The 17,880-nt window shown below is 39.5% G+C and carries 21 protein-coding genes and 1 tRNA gene; 20 read left to right on the top strand and 2 right to left on the bottom strand.

The genetic code is table 11. From position 1 onward, the window contains the following. Positions 1 to 2: 2 nt before the first annotated feature. The 6 genes from OVN21_RS10920 (at position 3) to OVN21_RS10945 (ending at position 3,136) form a co-directional block, all read left to right on the top strand. The gene (locus OVN21_RS10920) at positions 3 to 911 is read left to right on the top strand and encodes an N-6 DNA methylase (protein WP_267248426.1); all 909 of its coding nucleotides are present in this window, start codon (positions 3 to 5) and stop codon (positions 909 to 911) included. After that, positions 908 to 1,468 carry a restriction endonuclease subunit S gene (locus OVN21_RS10925; protein ID WP_267248427.1) on the top strand — a complete coding sequence of 187 codons (561 nt, stop codon included), beginning with the start codon at positions 908 to 910 and terminating at the stop codon, positions 1,466 to 1,468. The genes OVN21_RS10920 and OVN21_RS10925 overlap by 4 nt, the downstream gene beginning before the upstream one ends. Before the next feature lie 308 nt (positions 1,469 to 1,776). After that, complete coding sequence (locus OVN21_RS10930; protein ID WP_267248428.1) at positions 1,777 to 2,160, top strand: YopX family protein; 384 nt, start codon at positions 1,777 to 1,779, stop codon at positions 2,158 to 2,160. Continuing rightward, on the top strand, positions 2,160 to 2,426 hold the full coding sequence (locus tag OVN21_RS10935; RefSeq protein WP_267248429.1) for a DUF3310 domain-containing protein: 267 nt from the start codon (positions 2,160 to 2,162) through the stop codon (positions 2,424 to 2,426). The genes OVN21_RS10930 and OVN21_RS10935 overlap by 1 nt, the downstream gene beginning before the upstream one ends. An 86-nt stretch (positions 2,427 to 2,512) precedes the next feature. Then, the gene (locus tag OVN21_RS10940; RefSeq protein ID WP_267248430.1) at positions 2,513 to 2,935 is read left to right on the top strand and encodes a DUF1492 domain-containing protein; all 423 of its coding nucleotides are present in this window, start codon (positions 2,513 to 2,515) and stop codon (positions 2,933 to 2,935) included. 110 nt (positions 2,936 to 3,045) lie between these two features. Then, positions 3,046 to 3,136: transfer RNA gene (locus tag OVN21_RS10945), tRNA-Ser, on the top strand. A gap of 286 nt (positions 3,137 to 3,422) precedes the next feature. Here OVN21_RS10945 and OVN21_RS10950 read toward each other — a convergent pair. Then, entirely contained in the window at positions 3,423 to 3,800 is a 378-nt protein-coding gene (locus tag OVN21_RS10950) for a type II toxin-antitoxin system HicB family antitoxin (RefSeq protein ID WP_267248431.1), read from the bottom strand. Between the two features lie 54 nt (positions 3,801 to 3,854). Further along, positions 3,855 to 4,040: a type II toxin-antitoxin system HicA family toxin gene (locus OVN21_RS10955; protein WP_267248432.1), complete on the bottom strand. Its 186-nt coding sequence runs from the start codon at positions 4,038 to 4,040 to the stop codon at positions 3,855 to 3,857. Between the two features lie 98 nt (positions 4,041 to 4,138). On the opposite strand from OVN21_RS10955, the gene OVN21_RS10960 reads away from it, so the two are divergent. The 14 genes from OVN21_RS10960 to OVN21_RS11025 form a co-directional block, all read left to right on the top strand. Then, on the top strand, positions 4,139 to 4,474 hold the full coding sequence (locus OVN21_RS10960) for an HNH endonuclease (protein ID WP_267248433.1): 336 nt from the start codon (positions 4,139 to 4,141) through the stop codon (positions 4,472 to 4,474). Positions 4,475 to 4,709: 235 nt separating this feature from the next. After that, the gene (locus tag OVN21_RS10965; protein WP_267248434.1) at positions 4,710 to 5,177 is read left to right on the top strand and encodes a phage terminase small subunit P27 family; all 468 of its coding nucleotides are present in this window, start codon (positions 4,710 to 4,712) and stop codon (positions 5,175 to 5,177) included. Between the two features lie 11 nt (positions 5,178 to 5,188). After that, positions 5,189 to 6,904 carry a terminase large subunit gene (locus tag OVN21_RS10970; protein ID WP_267248435.1) on the top strand — a complete coding sequence of 572 codons (1,716 nt, stop codon included), beginning with the start codon at positions 5,189 to 5,191 and terminating at the stop codon, positions 6,902 to 6,904. A 175-nt stretch (positions 6,905 to 7,079) separates the two neighbouring features. Further along, positions 7,080 to 8,309: a phage portal protein gene (locus OVN21_RS10975; RefSeq protein ID WP_267248436.1), complete on the top strand. Its 1,230-nt coding sequence runs from the start codon at positions 7,080 to 7,082 to the stop codon at positions 8,307 to 8,309. After that, on the top strand, positions 8,266 to 8,940 hold the full coding sequence (locus OVN21_RS10980; protein WP_267248437.1) for a head maturation protease, ClpP-related: 675 nt from the start codon (positions 8,266 to 8,268) through the stop codon (positions 8,938 to 8,940). The genes OVN21_RS10975 and OVN21_RS10980 overlap by 44 nt, the downstream gene beginning before the upstream one ends. Before the next feature lie 36 nt (positions 8,941 to 8,976). After that, the gene (locus OVN21_RS10985; RefSeq protein ID WP_267248438.1) at positions 8,977 to 10,146 is read left to right on the top strand and encodes a phage major capsid protein; all 1,170 of its coding nucleotides are present in this window, start codon (positions 8,977 to 8,979) and stop codon (positions 10,144 to 10,146) included. 167 nt (positions 10,147 to 10,313) lie between these two features. Continuing rightward, positions 10,314 to 10,616 carry a head-tail connector protein gene (locus OVN21_RS10990; RefSeq protein WP_267248439.1) on the top strand — a complete coding sequence of 101 codons (303 nt, stop codon included), beginning with the start codon at positions 10,314 to 10,316 and terminating at the stop codon, positions 10,614 to 10,616. Then, positions 10,616 to 10,963, top strand: coding sequence for a head-tail adaptor protein (locus tag OVN21_RS10995; RefSeq protein WP_267248440.1), 348 nt, complete (start codon positions 10,616 to 10,618; stop codon positions 10,961 to 10,963). The genes OVN21_RS10990 and OVN21_RS10995 overlap by 1 nt, the downstream gene beginning before the upstream one ends. Beyond that, the gene (locus tag OVN21_RS11000; protein ID WP_267248441.1) at positions 10,960 to 11,334 is read left to right on the top strand and encodes an HK97-gp10 family putative phage morphogenesis protein; all 375 of its coding nucleotides are present in this window, start codon (positions 10,960 to 10,962) and stop codon (positions 11,332 to 11,334) included. The genes OVN21_RS10995 and OVN21_RS11000 overlap by 4 nt, the downstream gene beginning before the upstream one ends. Then, entirely contained in the window at positions 11,331 to 11,780 is a 450-nt protein-coding gene (locus OVN21_RS11005) for a hypothetical protein (RefSeq protein ID WP_267248442.1), read from the top strand. The genes OVN21_RS11000 and OVN21_RS11005 overlap by 4 nt, the downstream gene beginning before the upstream one ends. Positions 11,781 to 11,784: 4 nt before the next feature. Continuing rightward, positions 11,785 to 12,339, top strand: coding sequence for a major tail protein (locus OVN21_RS11010; protein ID WP_267248443.1), 555 nt, complete (start codon positions 11,785 to 11,787; stop codon positions 12,337 to 12,339). A 105-nt stretch (positions 12,340 to 12,444) separates the two neighbouring features. After that, positions 12,445 to 12,783 (top strand): hypothetical protein, encoded by a 339-nt coding sequence (locus OVN21_RS11015; protein WP_267248444.1) that lies wholly within the window; start codon positions 12,445 to 12,447, stop codon positions 12,781 to 12,783. A 203-nt stretch (positions 12,784 to 12,986) separates the two neighbouring features. After that, positions 12,987 to 17,375: a phage tail tape measure protein gene (locus OVN21_RS11020; protein ID WP_267248445.1), complete on the top strand. Its 4,389-nt coding sequence runs from the start codon at positions 12,987 to 12,989 to the stop codon at positions 17,373 to 17,375. Further along, on the top strand, positions 17,375 to 17,880 hold a 506-nt coding region (locus OVN21_RS11025; protein ID WP_267248446.1), incomplete at its 3' end, for a phage tail protein. The genes OVN21_RS11020 and OVN21_RS11025, both read left to right, overlap by 1 nt.

Genomic DNA, 17,880 nt, shown 5'->3' on the forward strand with positions numbered 1-17,880 from the left:
TCGTGGAACACAATAACCGTCAGAAAGCTAATAAATTTGCTGAGTATGTGACAGGGAAGCCTTTGCGAGAATACTTAGCAAAGAAAGTGAAGCAGTATTGCGGTGAGAATGTATCTGTCTTTGATGGTGCTGCAGGTTCTGGACAATTAGAGCAGTTTATTAGTATGACGGATTTTCATGCGGTAGAAATTCAGCAGGAAAGTTGTGAAGCGTTGAAAACGAACTTTCCTTATGCAGTTGTGGATAATCAGAGCTTTTTTACTTATCAGTCCGATATACAAGTGGATGCAATTGCAATGAATCCGCCTTATTCTTTGAAATTGAAGGATTTGCCGGAAGAAGACCAAGAGGCTATTAAAAAATTATATCCGTGGAAAAAATCTGGTGTTGTTGATGATATTTTTCTGTTGAAGTCGATGACCTACACGAAACGATACGGATTTTATATCATGTTTCCTGGTATTGCTTACCGTCAGTCTGAAAAGAAAATGAGAGAGTTAGTAGGAAATAACCTTGTTGAATTGAATGTGATTCAAAATGGATTTGAAGATACCTCTATCAACGTGATTTTCTTAGTCATTGATAAAGAAAAAAATAGTCCTGAGATTTCAAAAGAGATATATGACTGTAAGACCCAAAAGGTCGAATATGAAGAATCTGATACGTTAGATTCAGATTTTAGATGGATAGCACCAAGTAAACCAGTAGAGAAAGAAGAAATAGACATTGACCAAGTAAACGCAGAGCTAGACCAAATGGCAATCAATCATCTTGAAAAACATCTAGCTAGTCAATTGATTTTGGTTCAGTTTTTTAATGCAGATATTGATTTAAAATCTTTCATCACAAAATGTCATAAGGTTTTAGACGATTACTTGTTGATGTACAATTTTGCAGTAGGATTAGAATGAAACCAGATAAGATAACAACGTACGGATTGCTAGACGTTTGTGACTTCATTCCAGGTACTAGAACGAAAACAACAGATGGCTCTTATTTTATCTATGGTGCTGGTATGAAACCAAAAGGCACGATAGATAAATTCAATTGTGAGAGTGACACAATCCGCTTAACTCGTAAGGGTACGGTTGGTGCTGTTTATTTTCATCGAGATCCATTTTGGATGGAAGAAGCTAGTTTTAAAGTTGAGCCAAAAGAAATGATAGATAAGCGATATTTATTTCATTGGTTGTTGATGAAGCGGGAAGAAATAGAACGTTGTGCAGACGGCGACAACCAACCAGGATTGTCAATAGTTAGATTGTCAAAAATAACGATTGAAGTCCCTGATATGGAATATCAGTTGAAGGTTGTTAAGTTATTGGATGAAATGAGTACAGCTTTAGAATTTTTTATAGATAATATCACACAAATTAAAACGTTAGAAGACAAGGTTTTGAGTTACTATAACGAGAAAATCGAAACGGCTTTAGAAAGAGAAACAAATGAACAACAAGCTAGATTGTGAAGATTGTAAAAAGTTTTTCTCTTCGAAAGACAAGCTAGATTATGATTGTGTATTTCAAAATGGTATTTGTAGCGAGTGCTTGGTTAAAAGAGTAGAAAGGGGGATTGAATGGTAGTTGACGACAAATGGAATCACGATTGGGCTTTGTACGCAGGAGATAGGTTTGTAACAATGGGAACATTGTACGAGATAAGTGAACACACTGGCATTAGCTTAGACTCCTTAAAGATTTACTCAAGAAAATATCACAAAACACATTTTCCAAATGGGAAGGCTTTGGTAAGAATAGAAGATGAGGAGGATTTGGTATGATACCAAAATTTAGAGCGTATGATGGCGGCTCGTTAAGTCGTATGTATCAACCGGACGAAGTGATGGTTGGTGGTGGCAACATTTGGATTATTGATGAGGACTCTGTTGCTGGTGAATGGATTGTGAACAATGACCTTGATCTCATGCAATCAACAGGATTGTTTGACAAAAATGGCAAGGAAGTGTTCGTAGGTGACATTGTTAAATGTACAAGAGGATGTCTCCACGAAGTGTATTTAGAAAAAGAATATGGTGGCACATTCATAGGCGGAATGCCTGCTATTTATCTAAAAGGAATAAAAGAAGGATATGCTTGGACGGAAGCAGAGGAAATCATCGGCAACGTCCATGAAAATAGGGAGCTTTTGGAGGAAAAATAATGAACCCAGAAATAATTGACAACGTAAACAACCCAAGCCACTACCAAGGGCGGTATGGAATGAAGTCTATCGATGCTTTAAGAAATTTCATGACACCAGAACAGCTAAAAGGCTTTTATCTTGGAAATGCCTTGAAGTATCAATTGCGCTTTCAAAAGAAAAACGGTCTCGAAGACTTGAAGAAAGCACGCAAGAACCTTGATTGGCTGATCGAGGAGATGGAACATGGGCAGGAACAATCGAAGAGAAACCATTGTAGCGTATAGACGATAACGGGCAACAAAAAAGCCAAGGCACTCTCTGCCTCAGCTATAATCTCAATAATATTATTATATCACAAAGGAGATAGAGAGTGAACAAGGCTAAAGAGCTCTTGAAAGAGTTGCAGGATCTGGACATGGACATCCAAAGCCGTATAGACGAAATCAATGAGCTTGAGGCAGGTTTGCTCTCAAGCCCTAAGTGGTCAGATGTCAAAGTCCAAGGCGGACAAGCTAGAAAGGTTGATGACGTCTATACTCAGCTTGTCGTGATGAAAGAGGCTATAGAACAGGATACCAAAGAGGTTATCAACAGAAAACTTGAATTAGGTAGAATGATCAATAGACTAACTAATCCAAAAAGCAGGTCCGTCCTTAGAATGACTTACATTACTAAGATGTATGTTGATGATATTTGTGACAAAATGGAAATCAGCAGAACGACTTTCTATACTTGGCGGAATATGGCCATCTCTGAACTGAATGAGGTTTTGGAGAGAATGGAACTAAATTGAACTTTACAAAACTGTACGGGAAAAAATGATACTTGTTGGCACAGTTTTGTAATTCTGATAAAATGGTAGTATCAAGAATTAAGGGTAAGGCAGCAAGCCTTACCTGACATGGAGAGTTGCCAGAGTCAGGTTGAATGCGCCCGTTTGCTAGACGGGTGGTCGCCTATGTGCGGTCCGTGGGTTCAAATCCCCCACTCTCCTTTGAGTATTTTGTGTCTCAGAATGGGGTAGGCAGTAGGCTTAGCATTCATAAATTACTCATTAACTTAAAAATGGTTGCAGAAGCGACTGAACCTCGCATGGTTGCGTAGCTACTTATATCCTAGGTAAGTTATAAGCTAGAGGGTTTGATTCCCTCAGAGGTTGTAAAGACTACAAAGAAATAAAAAAGTAATTTCTAATTAACATGCAAGTCTGTAGTCTGCTTGCAGTAAGTCACTCTTTGGGTGGCTTTTTTAATTATAAAAAAGAGTTGCAAGAGCAACTCTTAAACTTGAAGTTTAGATTCAAGGGCTTCGGTGAGAACCTGAGAAAAATTGAGCTTCTTTTTTTCTGCAAGGTTATTCAACCATTCAGGGATAGTCACATTCTTACGAACTTTTTTTGAGTGATACTTACGTAGATAGGCATTCATATCAATACTAATCAAAGCGACCTCTGCGTCTGGGTTGTCAGCTTGAACTTGAGAAGTAGAACTTGCTCTAGGATATTCTTGATAGTCCTCAAGAACAAATCCAAGAACCTCAATAGCCATTTGATAGGCTTCGTTCAAATCCTTTCCTTGTGTGATAGCTTCAGGGATATCTGGGAAGGTGACAGTGATAGCTGTATCGCCGTGTTTAAAAATAGCAGGGTAGAGTAACATGGTGTATTCCTTTCTAATGTAGGGAGAGGTAAAGCAAGTCAAGAGACAAGCAGATTATTTCAAACCTGCTTGTTTCAAGATGGTATCTTCAGTACCTTTATCTAGGTCTTTGTTGTGCATTGGAACAGTCGTTTGATGTCCTTTATCATCTCTCATTTTTATATGACTTCCGCGTTGAGACACTTTGTAAAAACCGTTCTTCTTTAACAACTTAACCATTTGTTTAGGCGTTATCGGCATTTGCTTTACCTCACTTTCTATACTTATATTATACACAAAATAAAAACAGATGTCAAGAATAAATGCGCATAAAATACATATTTTTTAGAAAGAGCAAAATGAAACCAAAAAAACTTACAATACTTGGAGGGAGAAGAACCTCAGTAGACTATGATCAACGCGACGAAGAATATACTGAGTACAATCGTACTCGTTGGAAGTATGATAAGGATGTCAAGAGATTTTACAATTCATCAATCTGGAAACGAACGAGTCAACAAGTCTTGCTTGAATCTGATTATGTTTGTGCGATGTGTGGAAAAGAAGCGACGATGACCGACCATATCATCAGCGTTAAACAAGATTGGTTCAGACGATTAGATAGGAACAACCTACAAGCTAGTTGCAAGAAATGTAATGATAAGAAAGCAATCAAAGAGAAGTATTCTTTGTAAATTCGTTGTCAATTATATGTAAATCAAGCAGATTTTGAATGTCAGAAGACGGAAGAAAGTGAAGATTATACTAGATAATCAACAAACAATACGCTCTGTTTTATACGGAAATACCCCCTTGATTTTTAAACGGGGCTATATAATGTTCGGGAATAGGAACGCCGCCATCTTCTGTGCAGAAAATTCCCTTTTTGAAATGTTGGAAGTTATAAAACTTGGTGTAAAGGAGGCAGAAATGGGACGGAAAATGAAGGTTGTCGAAAGCAACAAAAAGCACATGACAAAAGAAGAGAGAATCGCTCGTAAAAGTATACAGGACAAGGCTTCGGATGGTTTGGATGCATTGCAACTGACGCCTCCAAAACACTTTGATCCGATTGCGAAAGCAGAATATAAACGAGTCATTGAGGATTTAAGAAAGCTACCCCTTAGAAACCTAGATAGGGCGGTTTTAGAAAGCTACTGTACCTGGTATGCAGTCTACAAAGAGGTATCTCGCGGATTGCAGAAAGAGGGTTATGTCTACGAGAATGAAAAAGGCTCGGTAGTTCCAAACAAAATGTTGTATACATTAGAACGTGCCACAACTAACTTGATGAAAGCAGCATCACAATTGGGGTTGACGGTGGACAGTCGCATGAAGTTGTATGTGCCACAAGTTGAAGAAAAGAAAGAGAGTATTTTTGATAAATTTGGTAGTTAGGAGGTGATTATGTGGAAGATGTAGCTTATCAGTATGCTTCAAGAGTCGTAAGTGGAGAAATTAAAGCTAGTAAGAAAGTTATAAAAGCTTGCAAGCGACATTTAAGAGATTTGAAGCGTATGGATGATGAAGACTTTCCATATATTTACTTACCTGACAAAGCTAAGAATCCGATTGATTTTATCGAAATGCTACCAGATGTCAAAACTGGCAAACCATATCCACTGGCAGATTTTCAAAAATTCATTTTATCGAGTTTGTACGGATGGCGAAAAAAAATTGATACATCAATAAGGCGATTTAAAAAAGCACTAATCAGCTTATCCAGAAAGAATGGTAAGACAATTCTCGTTGCAGGAATTGCCCTGTACGAGTTTTTATTTGGTCGGAACCCTGCAATGAGCCGTCAGTTGTTTTGTACAGCAAATGACCGTTCTCAGGCACGTATAGCCTATGATATGATCCGTAAGCAGTTAGACGCTCTTAGGGCTCAGGATGAGGATATCAGGAAGGCTACAAAGATAGTTCGTGATGAACTCAGGAATTTAAACGACGAAAGCTATGTGCGAGCGTTAAGTCGTGAAACTGGGGCAGTCGATGGGTTTGAACCGTATGTTGGTATTTTAGATGAGTTTGCAGCATCTAAAACAAATGAGATGATTGAATTGCTAGAATCTGGTCAAGGACAGTTGGATAATCCTTTAATCTTGATTATCTCAACAGCTGGAATGAACCTGAACGCTCCGATGCACACTATCGAATATCCATATATCGAGAAGATTTTAGATGGAGATGTGATAGATGATGGCTACTTTGCTTTTATCGCCGAACAAGATAATGAAGAGGAAATCGCAGACGAAGCAAACTGGATAAAATCCAATCCAATCCTTGAAGTTGAGGCTCTACGAGATAAGATGATGGATTATTTACGGAAACGTCGCAAAACATCACTTGAGACTGGTGCGGTCAATGAAGTTTTAATTAAAAATTTCAATATGTGGCGTCAATCATCAGAGGAATCATACATGGATAAAGAAAGCTGGGCAAAAGCTAAGATTGAAGTTCCTGATACCAGAAAGCGTAGAGTTTGGTTGGGTGTCGATGTTGGTAGGTCTAGCGACTTATTCTCTATCTCTCCAATGGTCATGATGGATGATTATTGGTATGCAGATAGTTTTTCTTTTGTGGCTACAAAGTATGGCTTGATAGCGAAAGAGAAGAGAGACGGTGTTTCTTATACCAATCTTGAAAGAATGGGTGAGTGTGAGATTACTACGCTTGAAAGTGGTGTTATCGATGATGAGCGTGTTCTTGAGAAGATTGAGGGAATGGTCTATGAGAATGACTGGGAGTTGCAAGGAATTTACTTTGACCCTTATCAATTCGGTTCGTTATTAACTATGATTGAGAAGCGACACCCTGAATGGCCGTTGACACAAATACCACAAACGACAATGGTATTGAATATGCCTACTAAGCAATTCCGTGATGATGTTCGTTTAGGGAAGATAAAGCATAGTGGAAACCAGTTGCTTACAATGGCAGTTAATAATGCTTATACAAGAGTAGATAATAACGGTATGAGGATTGATAAGAATAAAAATAGCAATAAAATCGACCCCTTAGATGCGTTATTAGATGCTTATGCTGCTTGTTACTTAGAGCCGTTCGATGGAACAGGTTATTGGACAAATGAGAAAATTCTGAAAGGAGGTTCACTATTTTGAAAATACTGGAACATATCCACACAATTTTGCTATTGATAGGTCTTGGATTTTTAATCTATGGCTTTTTCTTATTGAATCAAGTAGCAGGTTTCTTATGTAGTGGCACTATTTTAATATTATTAGCCTTGTATATCAGTAAAACAAGGGGGTGAATTAGAAAGGAGGTGAGAATATAATGGCTTTTTTTCAATCTTTAGGTTCGTCAAAATTATCTTATGATGATTATATCTCCTCTGTTGTAGCAGGAAACGCAAGTCCGGAATATACTGGTATAACTGCCTTAAAGAATAGCGATGTCTTGACCGCTGTATCTATTATAGCTGGTGATGTTGCTCGGTTTCCATTATTGAAAAAGGATTTAATGGGGAATATCGAACAAGATGAAGATATGAACTATCTACTGAATGTTAAATCCACAAGCAATACATCAGCAAGGCAATGGAAATTTGCAATGACCGTCAATACAATCTTGACTGGCAATTCATTCTCTCGTATTCTACGTGATCCAATCAGTGGTAAGCCTCTAGAGTTTCAATTCTTTAGGCCGTCTGAAACGACTGTTGAAGAAACCAATGACCATGAATTGATTTATATTTTCCGTGACCGTCTGAATGGTAAGGAAATTGTATGTAAATCAGAAGATGTCATCCATTGGAAATTCTTTAGCCATGACACTATTCTTGGTAGGTCTCCGCTGTTGTCTTTAGGTGATGAAATCAGCTTGCAAAATGGCGGTCTGAACACCTTGATTAAATTCTTTAGAGATGGTTTCTCAAGTGGGATTATCAAACTAAAAGGCGCTCAGTTGAATGGCGAAGCTAGGCAAAAGGCTCGTATAGACTTTGAAAAGATGCGTGAAGGTTCAACTGGTGGCAGTCCTTTGGTATTTGACGATACACAGGAATATACGCCTCTTGAAATTGATACGAATGTTTTGCAGTTGATTACGTCAAATAACTTTTCAACTGCACAGATCGCTAAAGCTTTGCGAGTCCCTAGTTTCAAGCTGGGAGTGAACAGTCCGAACCAGTCTGTCGCTCAATTGACGGAAGACTATGTAACCAATGACCTTCCGTTCTATTTCGATGCAATCACAAGCGAATTGGCTTTGAAAGTGTTCGATGATGAAGATCGCAGAAAGTATCGTGTTGACTTTGACACTCGTAGTGTGACTGGTAGAAATGTAGATGAGATTGTAAAACTTGTAAACAATCAAATCCTAACACCTAACCAAGCCTTGATTGAACTTGGTAAGGAACGTTCTACTGATCCAAACATGGACCGTTACCAGTCTAGTTTGAACTACGTCTTTTTGGATAAGAAAGAAGAATATCAAGCAATGAAAGGAGGTGAGACAAGGGATGCCAAAGAGAATCAAGATGAAAGGTCCACTGATTCCGAATAATAGTCAAGAAGCTTACGACTATTTTGGTTTGGAAGCAGTCAGTGCTAAAGCTATCACGGATTCTTTTCCAGATGACAAAAGCGACATCGTGTTGGAAGTTAATTCCAACGGTGGTCTTGTTACTGTCGGGAGTGAAATCTACACAGCCTTAAAAAGCTATCCAGGGAGCGTGACTGTTGAAGTAACAGGAATGGCAGCAAGTGCTGCTAGTGTTGCAATCATGGGAGCTGACAAAGTGCTTATCAGTCCAACGGCTCAGATTATGATTCATAAAGCGTTGTATGGCTGTGTATCTGGAAACAGTGATGACTTGGACAAAGCTTCTAATGCGCTTAAATCTAGTGACCGGGCTATCGTGAATGCATATGTAGCTAAAACTGGATTGGAAGAATCAGTGATCATCGACATGATGAAAAATGAAACCTTCATGTCAGCTAGTGAAGCGGTTGAAAAAGGCTTTGCTGATGAAGTGATGACCTTTGATGATATTGGTGCAGTAGCAAGCCTAGAGAATGGATTGTTACCACAAGCAGTTATTGATGACTTCTACGCTAACCGTAGCAAGTGTAAGTCGGAAATCAAAAATATGCTACGAGAAATCGAAAAAGAAGAATTACTCAGAGGGCTTTAAGCTCTCTTTTTTGTACCCAAAAGGAGAAAAGAAGGTATGTTTAAAGAAAAAATGAAAGAACTCAAGGAACAGATTGCTAATATCGGTGCTGAAATTGTTAATAAGACAGATGAATTGAAATCTGTTTTGAACTCTGATGATCTTGAAAAAGCTCGTGAAATTCGTGCTGAAATTGAAGCACTAAAAGCGCAAGAAGTTGAAGCAAAAGCAAATTTGAAAACTTATGAAACTGCAGAAGAAGGCACTGGAGCGCATGCATCTGGCAAAAAACACGAAGTGAAAACAGAAGGTAAATCTTACCGTGAGTCTGTAAACGAATGGGTTCGCACTAAAGGCGCAGTTGCAGATGCTAACTTGAAGCTTGAAGGAAAAGACCTTCTCATTCCTATGAATGAAGCGGTGAACCCTACGCAAGACGGATTGAAGAAGGTTGGAACTGAAAAAGTAACCAGCAAAGAAATCGTTACTACACCAATCCGTGAAGTTAAGACAGTTCTTGATCTTAAACAATTCGTGACAGTTCACAAAGCATCGAAAGGGGAAGGCTCATATCCTATTCTTAAACACGCAACATCTAAGATGGCAAGCGTTGAAGAGTTGGAAAAGAACCCTGCTCTTGCTAAACCAGAATTCACAGACGTTGCTTGGAAAGTTAAGACTTACCGCGGAGCTATCCCGCTTTCGCAAGAAGCGATTGACGATGCTGATGTTGACTTGCTTGCTATTGTTGCTGAGGCAGCTAATCAAATTAAGGTTAACACTACAAATGATGTAATCGGTACTATTTTGAAAACTTTTGAAGAAAAACAAGTAGCAGACTTGGATGCAATCAAGGCTATTTTGAATGTTGACCTTGACCCCGCTTACAACGTGTCATTCGTAGTCTCTCAAAGTTTCTACCAAAAATTGGACACTTTGAAAGACAAGAATGGTCGCTACTTGCTCCAAGATTCTATTGTTTCTGCATCAGGTAAAGCCTTCCTTGGGCATCCAGTATTCGTAGTTGCTGATACCATGCTTGGTGTAGCTGGCGAAGCTAAAGCCTTTATCGGTGATGTACAACGTGCTGTACTCTTTGCTGACCGTCAAGAATTGGGTCTTCGTTGGACAGACAATGAAATCTACGGTCAATATTTGCAAGCGGTTGTTCGCTTTGATGTGAAGAAAGCAGATGCTAAAGCTGGTTACTTTGTAACTATGCCCTAAGGCTCCCCCAGTTAGTGGGGGTGTCTCACGGTCAGCGGTAACATCAATCGTACCAACCGCAAGTAACACCAAACAAGAAATCATGGCTTATTTAGATAGCAAAGGGATTTCTTACACAGCTTCACAATCGAAAGAGCAACTACTAGCCTTGATTGGAGGTTAGAGATATGGAGCCTAAAAAGAATGGTTTTCTAGAAGAAGTTAAGTTGTATTGTAAAATCGACTATGGCTTTGAAGATGAGTTACTACTTGAACTTATTGAGTCAGCTAGAGAGCAGATTTGTTTCGCTATCGATAGCAAGCTGCAACCTGAAGATTTGGAATCTTATGCGAAATTCCGCCTAGCAGTAAAGAAACAAGTTAAAGAAGAGTATGAACATCGTGGGATGTCAGCAGATACCATGCGCTATCCATTAGCAAATGGTGTTCTGAACATTATCCACCAACTTAGAACCAGGAGAGAAAGTTAATGCGGACACGTAACATGAATGTTCGCATTACTTTTTTTCAAAGAGTAGGTGGACAGAACGAAGATGGAGAAGTGCTAGATTTCGAAAGAAAAGACTTGTATACTTGCTGGGCAGAAGTGTCTAAAACCTCTATCAAAGACTTTCGCGAAAATGCAACGGTCACGAAAGCTAGTGGGTTGTCAGAGCACAAAGACACTAAAACATTCTTAATTCGTCATCAACCAAAACTGCCTTTTGACAATTCTTGTTTTGTAGATTTTGATGGTAATGAGTATCAAATCATTGCTATTGAACGTGACTACGCAAACAAGGAAATTGACTTGATTAAGGGAGTGATGGTGTCATGACGAAAGGATTGGATCTTTGTCTTGATAATCTTACGAAGCTAGAAGCTAAAGCACCAAGAGTTGCTCGCGAAGCTGTCACAGAGGTGGCTCAAGAGTTCAAGAAAGAGCTTGAAGTAAATACTCCTGTTTCTGACGAGTTAACTCTAACTCGATTGAAAGAGGATATAAAAATCAGTAATTTCAAAAAGGGAGGAGATGCTCCTTCGAAGGATATTGGTTTTGGTCGGTCGACTGGTTGGCGTGCTAAGTTCCCGGATAGCGGAACAATCTATCAGAAAGCTCAGGATTTCGAAGAAAAAACTATTAATGCGATTACTCCTCGTGCTAAGGAGATATATAAAAATAAAATGAGGGAGGTGTTGGGTAAATGATTGCTGAAACCGAAGCTTACAAACTTTTGGTAGCTGATGAAGAGTTGAATCGGTTGTTTAATCAGTTCAGAGGTAAGGAGTTCCCGGGAGGATACAAACAAGGTATCTTCACTTACGATATTCCTGAGAAGCCAACGAACATGAAGCAAAAGGAACTCGCTCCATTTGCAAGAATTTATTCGACGTATGAAGCACCTCACGAACATGCCGATGACAGAGTCATCGCAATGGAACAACGTATCACAATCAACTTTTGGTGCAAAAACGCTAAACAAACTGACCAAATCGCAAAAAGAATGGATACTGTCTTAGAAAGTAGTGGCTTTGAGCGCTACACAGCAAATGAGAAACCTCGATATATGGATAGCGATATTGGCCTTTTAATGAATGTCCGCAAATATCGCTTTTTTGATTGGGGCAATATCGAAGAAATGAAAGGAAAATAAATAAATGTCTAAAGTAAAATTTGGTTTACGTGGTTTTGAATATGGGGTTTTGGACGATAAAAACCTCGTCACAGGTAATACTAAAAAAATCCCTGGTTTGAAATCAGCGAAGTTGGATATCACAAACGAATTGAACACTATCCCAGCAGATGATGGACCTTACGTAGTATTGTCTTCTGGTATTACTGGAACAACCCTTGAAGTGTCATGGCTTGATTTAGGTAGTGATGCGCGTAAAGATTTTTACGGTATCACAGTTGAAAACGGTGTCGAAAAATACAGTAAGAAGATGACACCAAACGATGTCGCTTGCTTGTTCCGCACGACTGGCGATGACGGTAAGGGTATTTGGGTCGGTCTTCTTAAAGGTAAGTTCTCTCTTCCGGGGATGGAATTGGAAACTAAAGACGGTTCACCGGATCCGAAAAACGATACGGTATCTGGAAGCTTCGTTGCTCGTGGAGACGAAGAAGAAGGTCTTGTTATTGTGGTTGGTCGTGAAGATAATCCTCAATTCCAAGAAGCTGAATTCCGTAAACTTGTCTTTCCAAAGGCGTAAGCGGTGCTATTCCAACTAGGGGAAGTCACCGCTGAAGTAAGCAGAACAGAAGAGTAAGAAATAGGCTTGGATTATTCCGAGCCTTTATTTTTTAAGGAGTAAAAAATGTTTGAAATTAAGTTTAAAAAAGGTGGGGTTCTAAAAGAGTTCTCTAAAGACTATGTCAATGTCGAAGATAATCTTCTGGCGTTAGAACACCAAGTTCGTCAAACTGCTTTGTATGAAAAGAAGGAAGATTTGTTGAATCCTGCTAAACATCGTGAGTTGAATGAAGCGTACCTTGATATGTTCGTGAAAATGTACGGTGAGCAGTTTGATGCAGATGATCTGAAGAGTGCAAGTGTTGAAACACTCGAAACTTTGAATGAACTATACCTGGCAGCACTCGGTGGAAAACAAGAAGAAAAAGAGACTGCTGAGGGAAAAAAGAAGAAAAAGGGTTAAGCCCTAAAGAGGCTCAAACCAATTTATTAGTTTGGGTTCAATCGCTAATGAGTCAAGGATATACAATCCATGACATTAAAAGCATGCGACTTTCAGATTTTGATTTGATGGTGCAGGCTTTAGAAATCAAAGAAAACAAAGAGGAAGAAGAGACGACCCTTGACAAGGCCTTTTCATTCCTTTTTGGATAGAAAGGAGAATGAATGGCAAGTAATATTGGTGAATTAGTCGCAACCGCTACTTTAGATGTCGCTCCTTTCCAGTCTAGTATCCAAAGATTAAAGACGTATATAAAAGGTGTCGATAATTCCCTAAAGGCGATGGAAAACAACTTTAAGGGCGCTGGCAAGAATGTCACTAACTTAAAGAGTCTTATGGATCAGACTAGTTCAGCTTTAGGAAATTATCAGAAACTTTGGAACGCTCAAAGCAACCGGTTAAACGAACTAAAAGCCCAGATTGGAGAAGTTTCTGAGGCTAATGATGAGCAAAAAAAGAAATTACTAAATCAATCAGTAGCTATGAGTGCTACTGCTGCGAAAATAGCTGAGTTAAAAAATCGCTACGAAGAGTTAGCGAAATCCATGAGACAAGTTTATATCGACGATAATGCGTTCACTAAGTTTGGGAAAAGCGCTCAAGAATTGGGTAATAAATTCAAAAACGTTGGTGAAAGCGTATCTGGTTTTGGTTCTGCTTTAACCAAGGGTGTAACTGCCCCTATTGTAGCTGGGGCAGGAATAGCTTTAAAGGCTGCAATTGATTATGAAAGTGCGTTTGCTGGTGTTAAAAAGACAGTAGACGGAACACCTCAACAATTTGAAAAACTCAGCGCTAGTATTCGGAATATGGCTAAAGAAATGCCGACTAGTGCTACGGAAATTGCTGCAGTAGCGGAAGCAGCAGGGCAGTTGGGTGTACCGATTGGTTCAATCGAAGGTTTCACTAAAACCATGATTAATCTTGGTGTATCTACCAACTTGAGTGCCGAAGAAGCTGCAACATCTATTGCTAAAATCGGGAACATCATGCAAGTTTCAGGGGATGATCTTGATACCTGGTCAGCTAAGTTTGGTGCGGCAGTCGTTGGTTTGGGGAATAACTTTGCCACAACTGAAAGCGATATTGTTAACATGGCCAATCGTCTTGCAGCATCAGGTAAAATAGCTGGATTGACTACGCCTGAAATCTTAGGTCTATCAACTGCAATGAGTTCGGTCGGTATTGAAGCTGAAGCAGGAGGTACTGCAATGACTCAAACTCTGACTGCTATTTCAAAAGCAGTGTCAGAGGGTGGAAATGACTTAAGACTTTATGCTGAAACTGCAGGAACAACTGCTGATAAGTTCGCAGAAAAGTGGAGAACTAAACCTGCTGAGGCTTTGCAAGATTTCATTAGAGGTCTCGGTAAAGCAAAAGAACAAGGTAAAGATACTAACAAGATTTTAGATGAACTTGGTCTAACAGGTATCCGACAATCTAATATGTTAAAATCTTTGGGTCTTGCAGCGGAAACAATGGGCAAGGCAGTTGGATTGGCAAATAGCGAATGGGAAAAAGGTACTGCATTAACAGACGAAGCGAACAAACGCTATGAAACGATGCAATCTAAACTCCAAATGCTTAAGAACCAATTGACAGATGTGGCGATTGAATTTGGAGGTCCGTTATTAGACGCACTAAAAGACGGATTAGAAGCAGCAAAACCTTGGATAAGTACATTAGCCGATTTGGCTAAACAATTCAGTTCCATGTCAAGAGAACAACAACAGAACATCATTAAATGGGGATTGATGGCAGCAGCCGTAGGACCTGCAATAAAATTGTTAGGTGGTGGCATATCTACTATTGGTGGTCTGATTAAAGTCATAGGCGGTCTATCTAGAGGAATTGGTATTTTAAGCGGTTCTTTAAAATACCTTAAAGATTTAGGTGGCGTGGCAAATGGGCTGAAAGCAGTAGCTGGTTCAGCTGGTGCAGTGGAAACTGCAGCAGCAGGCGCAGCGTCCAACGCAGGAGCGTTATCTGGCGCATTTGGCGCTTTAGCAAATCCTATCGGGTTACTGGTAGGTGGTAGCGCCTTGCTTGCAGCAGGCTTAGTTTATCTAGGCAACAAAAAAGATGAAGCTCGAATCAAAACCGAAGAGTTTGGTTCTCAGTTGAGTGATACTGCTACCAAAGATTTAAGAGATTTCCAAACAAAAGTAGACGAAACTAGCACGGCAGTAGCTAACTTCGGTACTCATGCTGGAGATGCTGAGAAGGTATCTGAATCCTTTAGGAGACTTCATGAAGAGGTTGCTGCAGGAGCTGAAAAAGCTAGCCAGAGAATGGAAGAACTGGCTAAGAAGTGGGGTATTAGTGATGAAGCAATCGCTAATATGAAGGCACGAAACGAACAAGTAGTGGCAAATACAGATGCTATGGCCAATCAAGTCAGTGAAATTTACAAACGTCATAATGGCGACGCTAGCAAGTTTTCTCAGGAAGAGAAAGAAATCGTCTTAAATAACCAAAAAGAGATGGTTAAAGCTAGAATCGAAATGATGAAATTATCTGGCGAACAACAAAAAGCAGCAATTCAAGCATTAAATGGAGAGATTAGCAGCCTAAATGAGACCCAACTAAAACGCACTAAAGATGTTTTGAAAAAGACTCTCGATGAAGAAAACCAATTATACAAAACGTCAAAAGATGAGTTAAAACAACTATTGGGCGGTAAGGTTATAGACCAAGAAACGTACAATAAAAAACTACAGACTCTTGAAACCAATCACCAGCAAACGATGGAAGCTTTAGGTACTAAGTATTACCAAGTTATGAAAGCAATGGATGAAGAGTGGAAAACTCGGACTCGTTCAAACACTGGTAACAATTACTGGGAAGAAGCCAAGAAAGTTCTAGAAGAATACGGTTTATCCTATGAGGTGATTGGTCAGAAAGCTGCAGAAGCTTCTCAAAAGGTAGGAGATTCAAACAGTATCCTTGCCAACTACACAAGCGAGATGAGCAAGGAAGTGAAAGAGGCTAATGATGCTTGGTCGTTGTTGGTTGGGAATATCAATGAAAATGGTAATTTCGAAGTTAAATCCAACGTAAAAGAAGTGATTGGAGAAGCAACTCAATCTGCTGAAGGTTGGGCGCAATTGCAATTCATTGCCAAGAACGCCAACTTAAATTCAAATGCTCGTGTGACTATCGCTGAGGCTCTTGTCGAATCTGGTAAATGGAAAGACATGACCCTCGAAGAGAAACAAGTAATCGTCAAGAACCAAGCTGGGTTACAAGCTATTTTTGATAGTGAGGAAAACCTCAAGATTTGGAATAGTATGCCAGCAGAAGTAAAACAACTTCTATTGGATAAAACAGACGTGATGAACAATGTGGAAATTGCTTCGCAAATTCTTAAAAATTATGACGCTCAAACTCCTAAAATTAAAGAACTATTAGCAAATGATAAAAATTTCAGAGATGCGGTATCTCGTTCTGCAGAAACTTTGAAAACTTGGGACGCTACAACTCCATTTCCTAAAGATTTAAAATTAAATCCTGAAAATGTCTTAAACAATGGTAAGTTGTCGATTGATAAGATTATGGAATGGAACCTTGCTAAAGCAGATAATAAGGTATTAAATGCTACAGATAACACGGGTGGAGCAGTAGCAAGCGCGCAAGCAAGTGTGAACTCGCCTACTCAAACATCGCCTATCAGCATCAACGCTACTGATGACACCGGAGGCGCTTCGCAATCGGCAAGCGCTAGTGTAAATGCTCCTTATCAATTATCCCCGATTGGAATCAATGCGTTAGATTTAACTGGGAATCCTTCTTCTACAGCGAGTGCAGGAGTCAACGCTGTTAAGCAGAATTTCCCAATTGATATCAACGCAACGAATAAGACGCAGGGCGAGGCTAATGCTGCAAGCAACGCAGTCAATGCAGTTAAGCAGAATGATCCGATAAATATCAATGCAAAAAACCAAACAGGTGGAGTAATCAGTAGTGTGTGGGCATCTTTAAGCTCTTTGCCAAGCATTAAATTTATCGACGTGGTTACAAGATTCTTCACGCAAAAACACGCCAAGGGTACAGATAATCACCCGGGCGGTTTAGCGATGGTCAATGACCAACGAGGGACCTTGTATAAAGAGTTGGTGACATTGCCGGACGGAACTTCATTTATTCCGCAAGGCCGTAACGTTACTTTACCACTTCCGCCTGGAACCAAGGTCATGAGAGCTGGTAAAACGCGTAGTTTGATGAACCGTTTGGGTATTCCAAATTATGAGAAAGGTATTGGATTTGAAGATACTAAAATTTCTCATCTAACCCGGCGTTTCCAAGAAATCAATACTAGAAACAGAATCTATAACTATTCGAAATCTTCATCCTCCACTAGCAATTTTGACAATCATTCAGACAGCAATAGCGGTCAAGCAATTGTGACTGAATTGGTTAGCTTAAAAGCAAGCGTGGAGGATTTGCTTGGCAAATTATTAGATAAGGATTCCAATACTTACCTAGATGGTCAAGTAATCGCAGAGAACTCTTATCGCTATCAAGGAAATATTATGAGAAGGGAGGGGATTTAATGGCGAATTATTTAAAAGTGAATAATTTTTCAACATCCAGTTTCAAAAACTGCGTAGTGACTGATTTTGGCACAATTCATTCTGCCAATCCTCGTTTCTCAGAGCAATTGAAGCTTTATGGGATGAATGGAAGTTATAATCAGGAAGAAGGTGCTTTTGATAATTACGAGAGAACCATTCGGGTGTTTTTCGAACGATTTTCAAATTTAGCAACCTTGGTTGAAAAGTTTCAACCAGTTGGAAATCGTTTAGAGTTTAGCTATCAGCCTGATTCATTATTCTATGCCGATTTCTTAGATACCGAAATCATTCCCAAAGGTATGTATGGTTGGGAATTGGCAATCAAGTTAGACATGCAACCCTTCCGATATCAGAAGAGCGTAGATCCTGTGGTTCTTACGGCATCTGGTACAGTCAACAATCCTGGTACGATTTATTCTGAACCAATCATCGAGGTTGAGGGAGATGGTGATCTCTCCCTCACGATTGGTCGGAAAACGATGTA

The sequence above is a fragment of the Streptococcus sp. Marseille-Q5986 genome (genome assembly GCF_946902915.1).
Taxonomy (GTDB): domain Bacteria; phylum Bacillota; class Bacilli; order Lactobacillales; family Streptococcaceae; genus Streptococcus.

Coding starts and splice junctions, on each gene's coding strand:
- OVN21_RS10925 (WP_267248427.1), top strand. CDS start 908: ATGAAACCAGATAAGATAACAACGTACGGATTGCTAGACGTTTGTGAC.
- OVN21_RS10930 (WP_267248428.1), top strand. CDS start 1,777: ATGATACCAAAATTTAGAGCGTATGATGGCGGCTCGTTAAGTCGTATG.
- OVN21_RS10935 (WP_267248429.1), top strand. CDS start 2,160: ATGAACCCAGAAATAATTGACAACGTAAACAACCCAAGCCACTACCAA.
- OVN21_RS10950 (WP_267248431.1), bottom strand. CDS start 3,800: ATGTTACTCTACCCTGCTATTTTTAAACACGGCGATACAGCTATCACT.
- OVN21_RS10955 (WP_267248432.1), bottom strand. CDS start 4,040: ATGCCGATAACGCCTAAACAAATGGTTAAGTTGTTAAAGAAGAACGGT.
- OVN21_RS10960 (WP_267248433.1), top strand. CDS start 4,139: ATGAAACCAAAAAAACTTACAATACTTGGAGGGAGAAGAACCTCAGTA.
- OVN21_RS10965 (WP_267248434.1), top strand. CDS start 4,710: ATGGGACGGAAAATGAAGGTTGTCGAAAGCAACAAAAAGCACATGACA.
- OVN21_RS10975 (WP_267248436.1), top strand. CDS start 7,080: ATGGCTTTTTTTCAATCTTTAGGTTCGTCAAAATTATCTTATGATGAT.
- OVN21_RS10980 (WP_267248437.1), top strand. CDS start 8,266: ATGCCAAAGAGAATCAAGATGAAAGGTCCACTGATTCCGAATAATAGT.
- OVN21_RS10985 (WP_267248438.1), top strand. CDS start 8,977: ATGTTTAAAGAAAAAATGAAAGAACTCAAGGAACAGATTGCTAATATC.
- OVN21_RS10990 (WP_267248439.1), top strand. CDS start 10,314: ATGGAGCCTAAAAAGAATGGTTTTCTAGAAGAAGTTAAGTTGTATTGT.
- OVN21_RS10995 (WP_267248440.1), top strand. CDS start 10,616: ATGCGGACACGTAACATGAATGTTCGCATTACTTTTTTTCAAAGAGTA.
- OVN21_RS11000 (WP_267248441.1), top strand. CDS start 10,960: ATGACGAAAGGATTGGATCTTTGTCTTGATAATCTTACGAAGCTAGAA.
- OVN21_RS11005 (WP_267248442.1), top strand. CDS start 11,331: ATGATTGCTGAAACCGAAGCTTACAAACTTTTGGTAGCTGATGAAGAG.
- OVN21_RS11010 (WP_267248443.1), top strand. CDS start 11,785: ATGTCTAAAGTAAAATTTGGTTTACGTGGTTTTGAATATGGGGTTTTG.
- OVN21_RS11015 (WP_267248444.1), top strand. CDS start 12,445: ATGTTTGAAATTAAGTTTAAAAAAGGTGGGGTTCTAAAAGAGTTCTCT.
- OVN21_RS11020 (WP_267248445.1), top strand. CDS start 12,987: ATGGCAAGTAATATTGGTGAATTAGTCGCAACCGCTACTTTAGATGTC.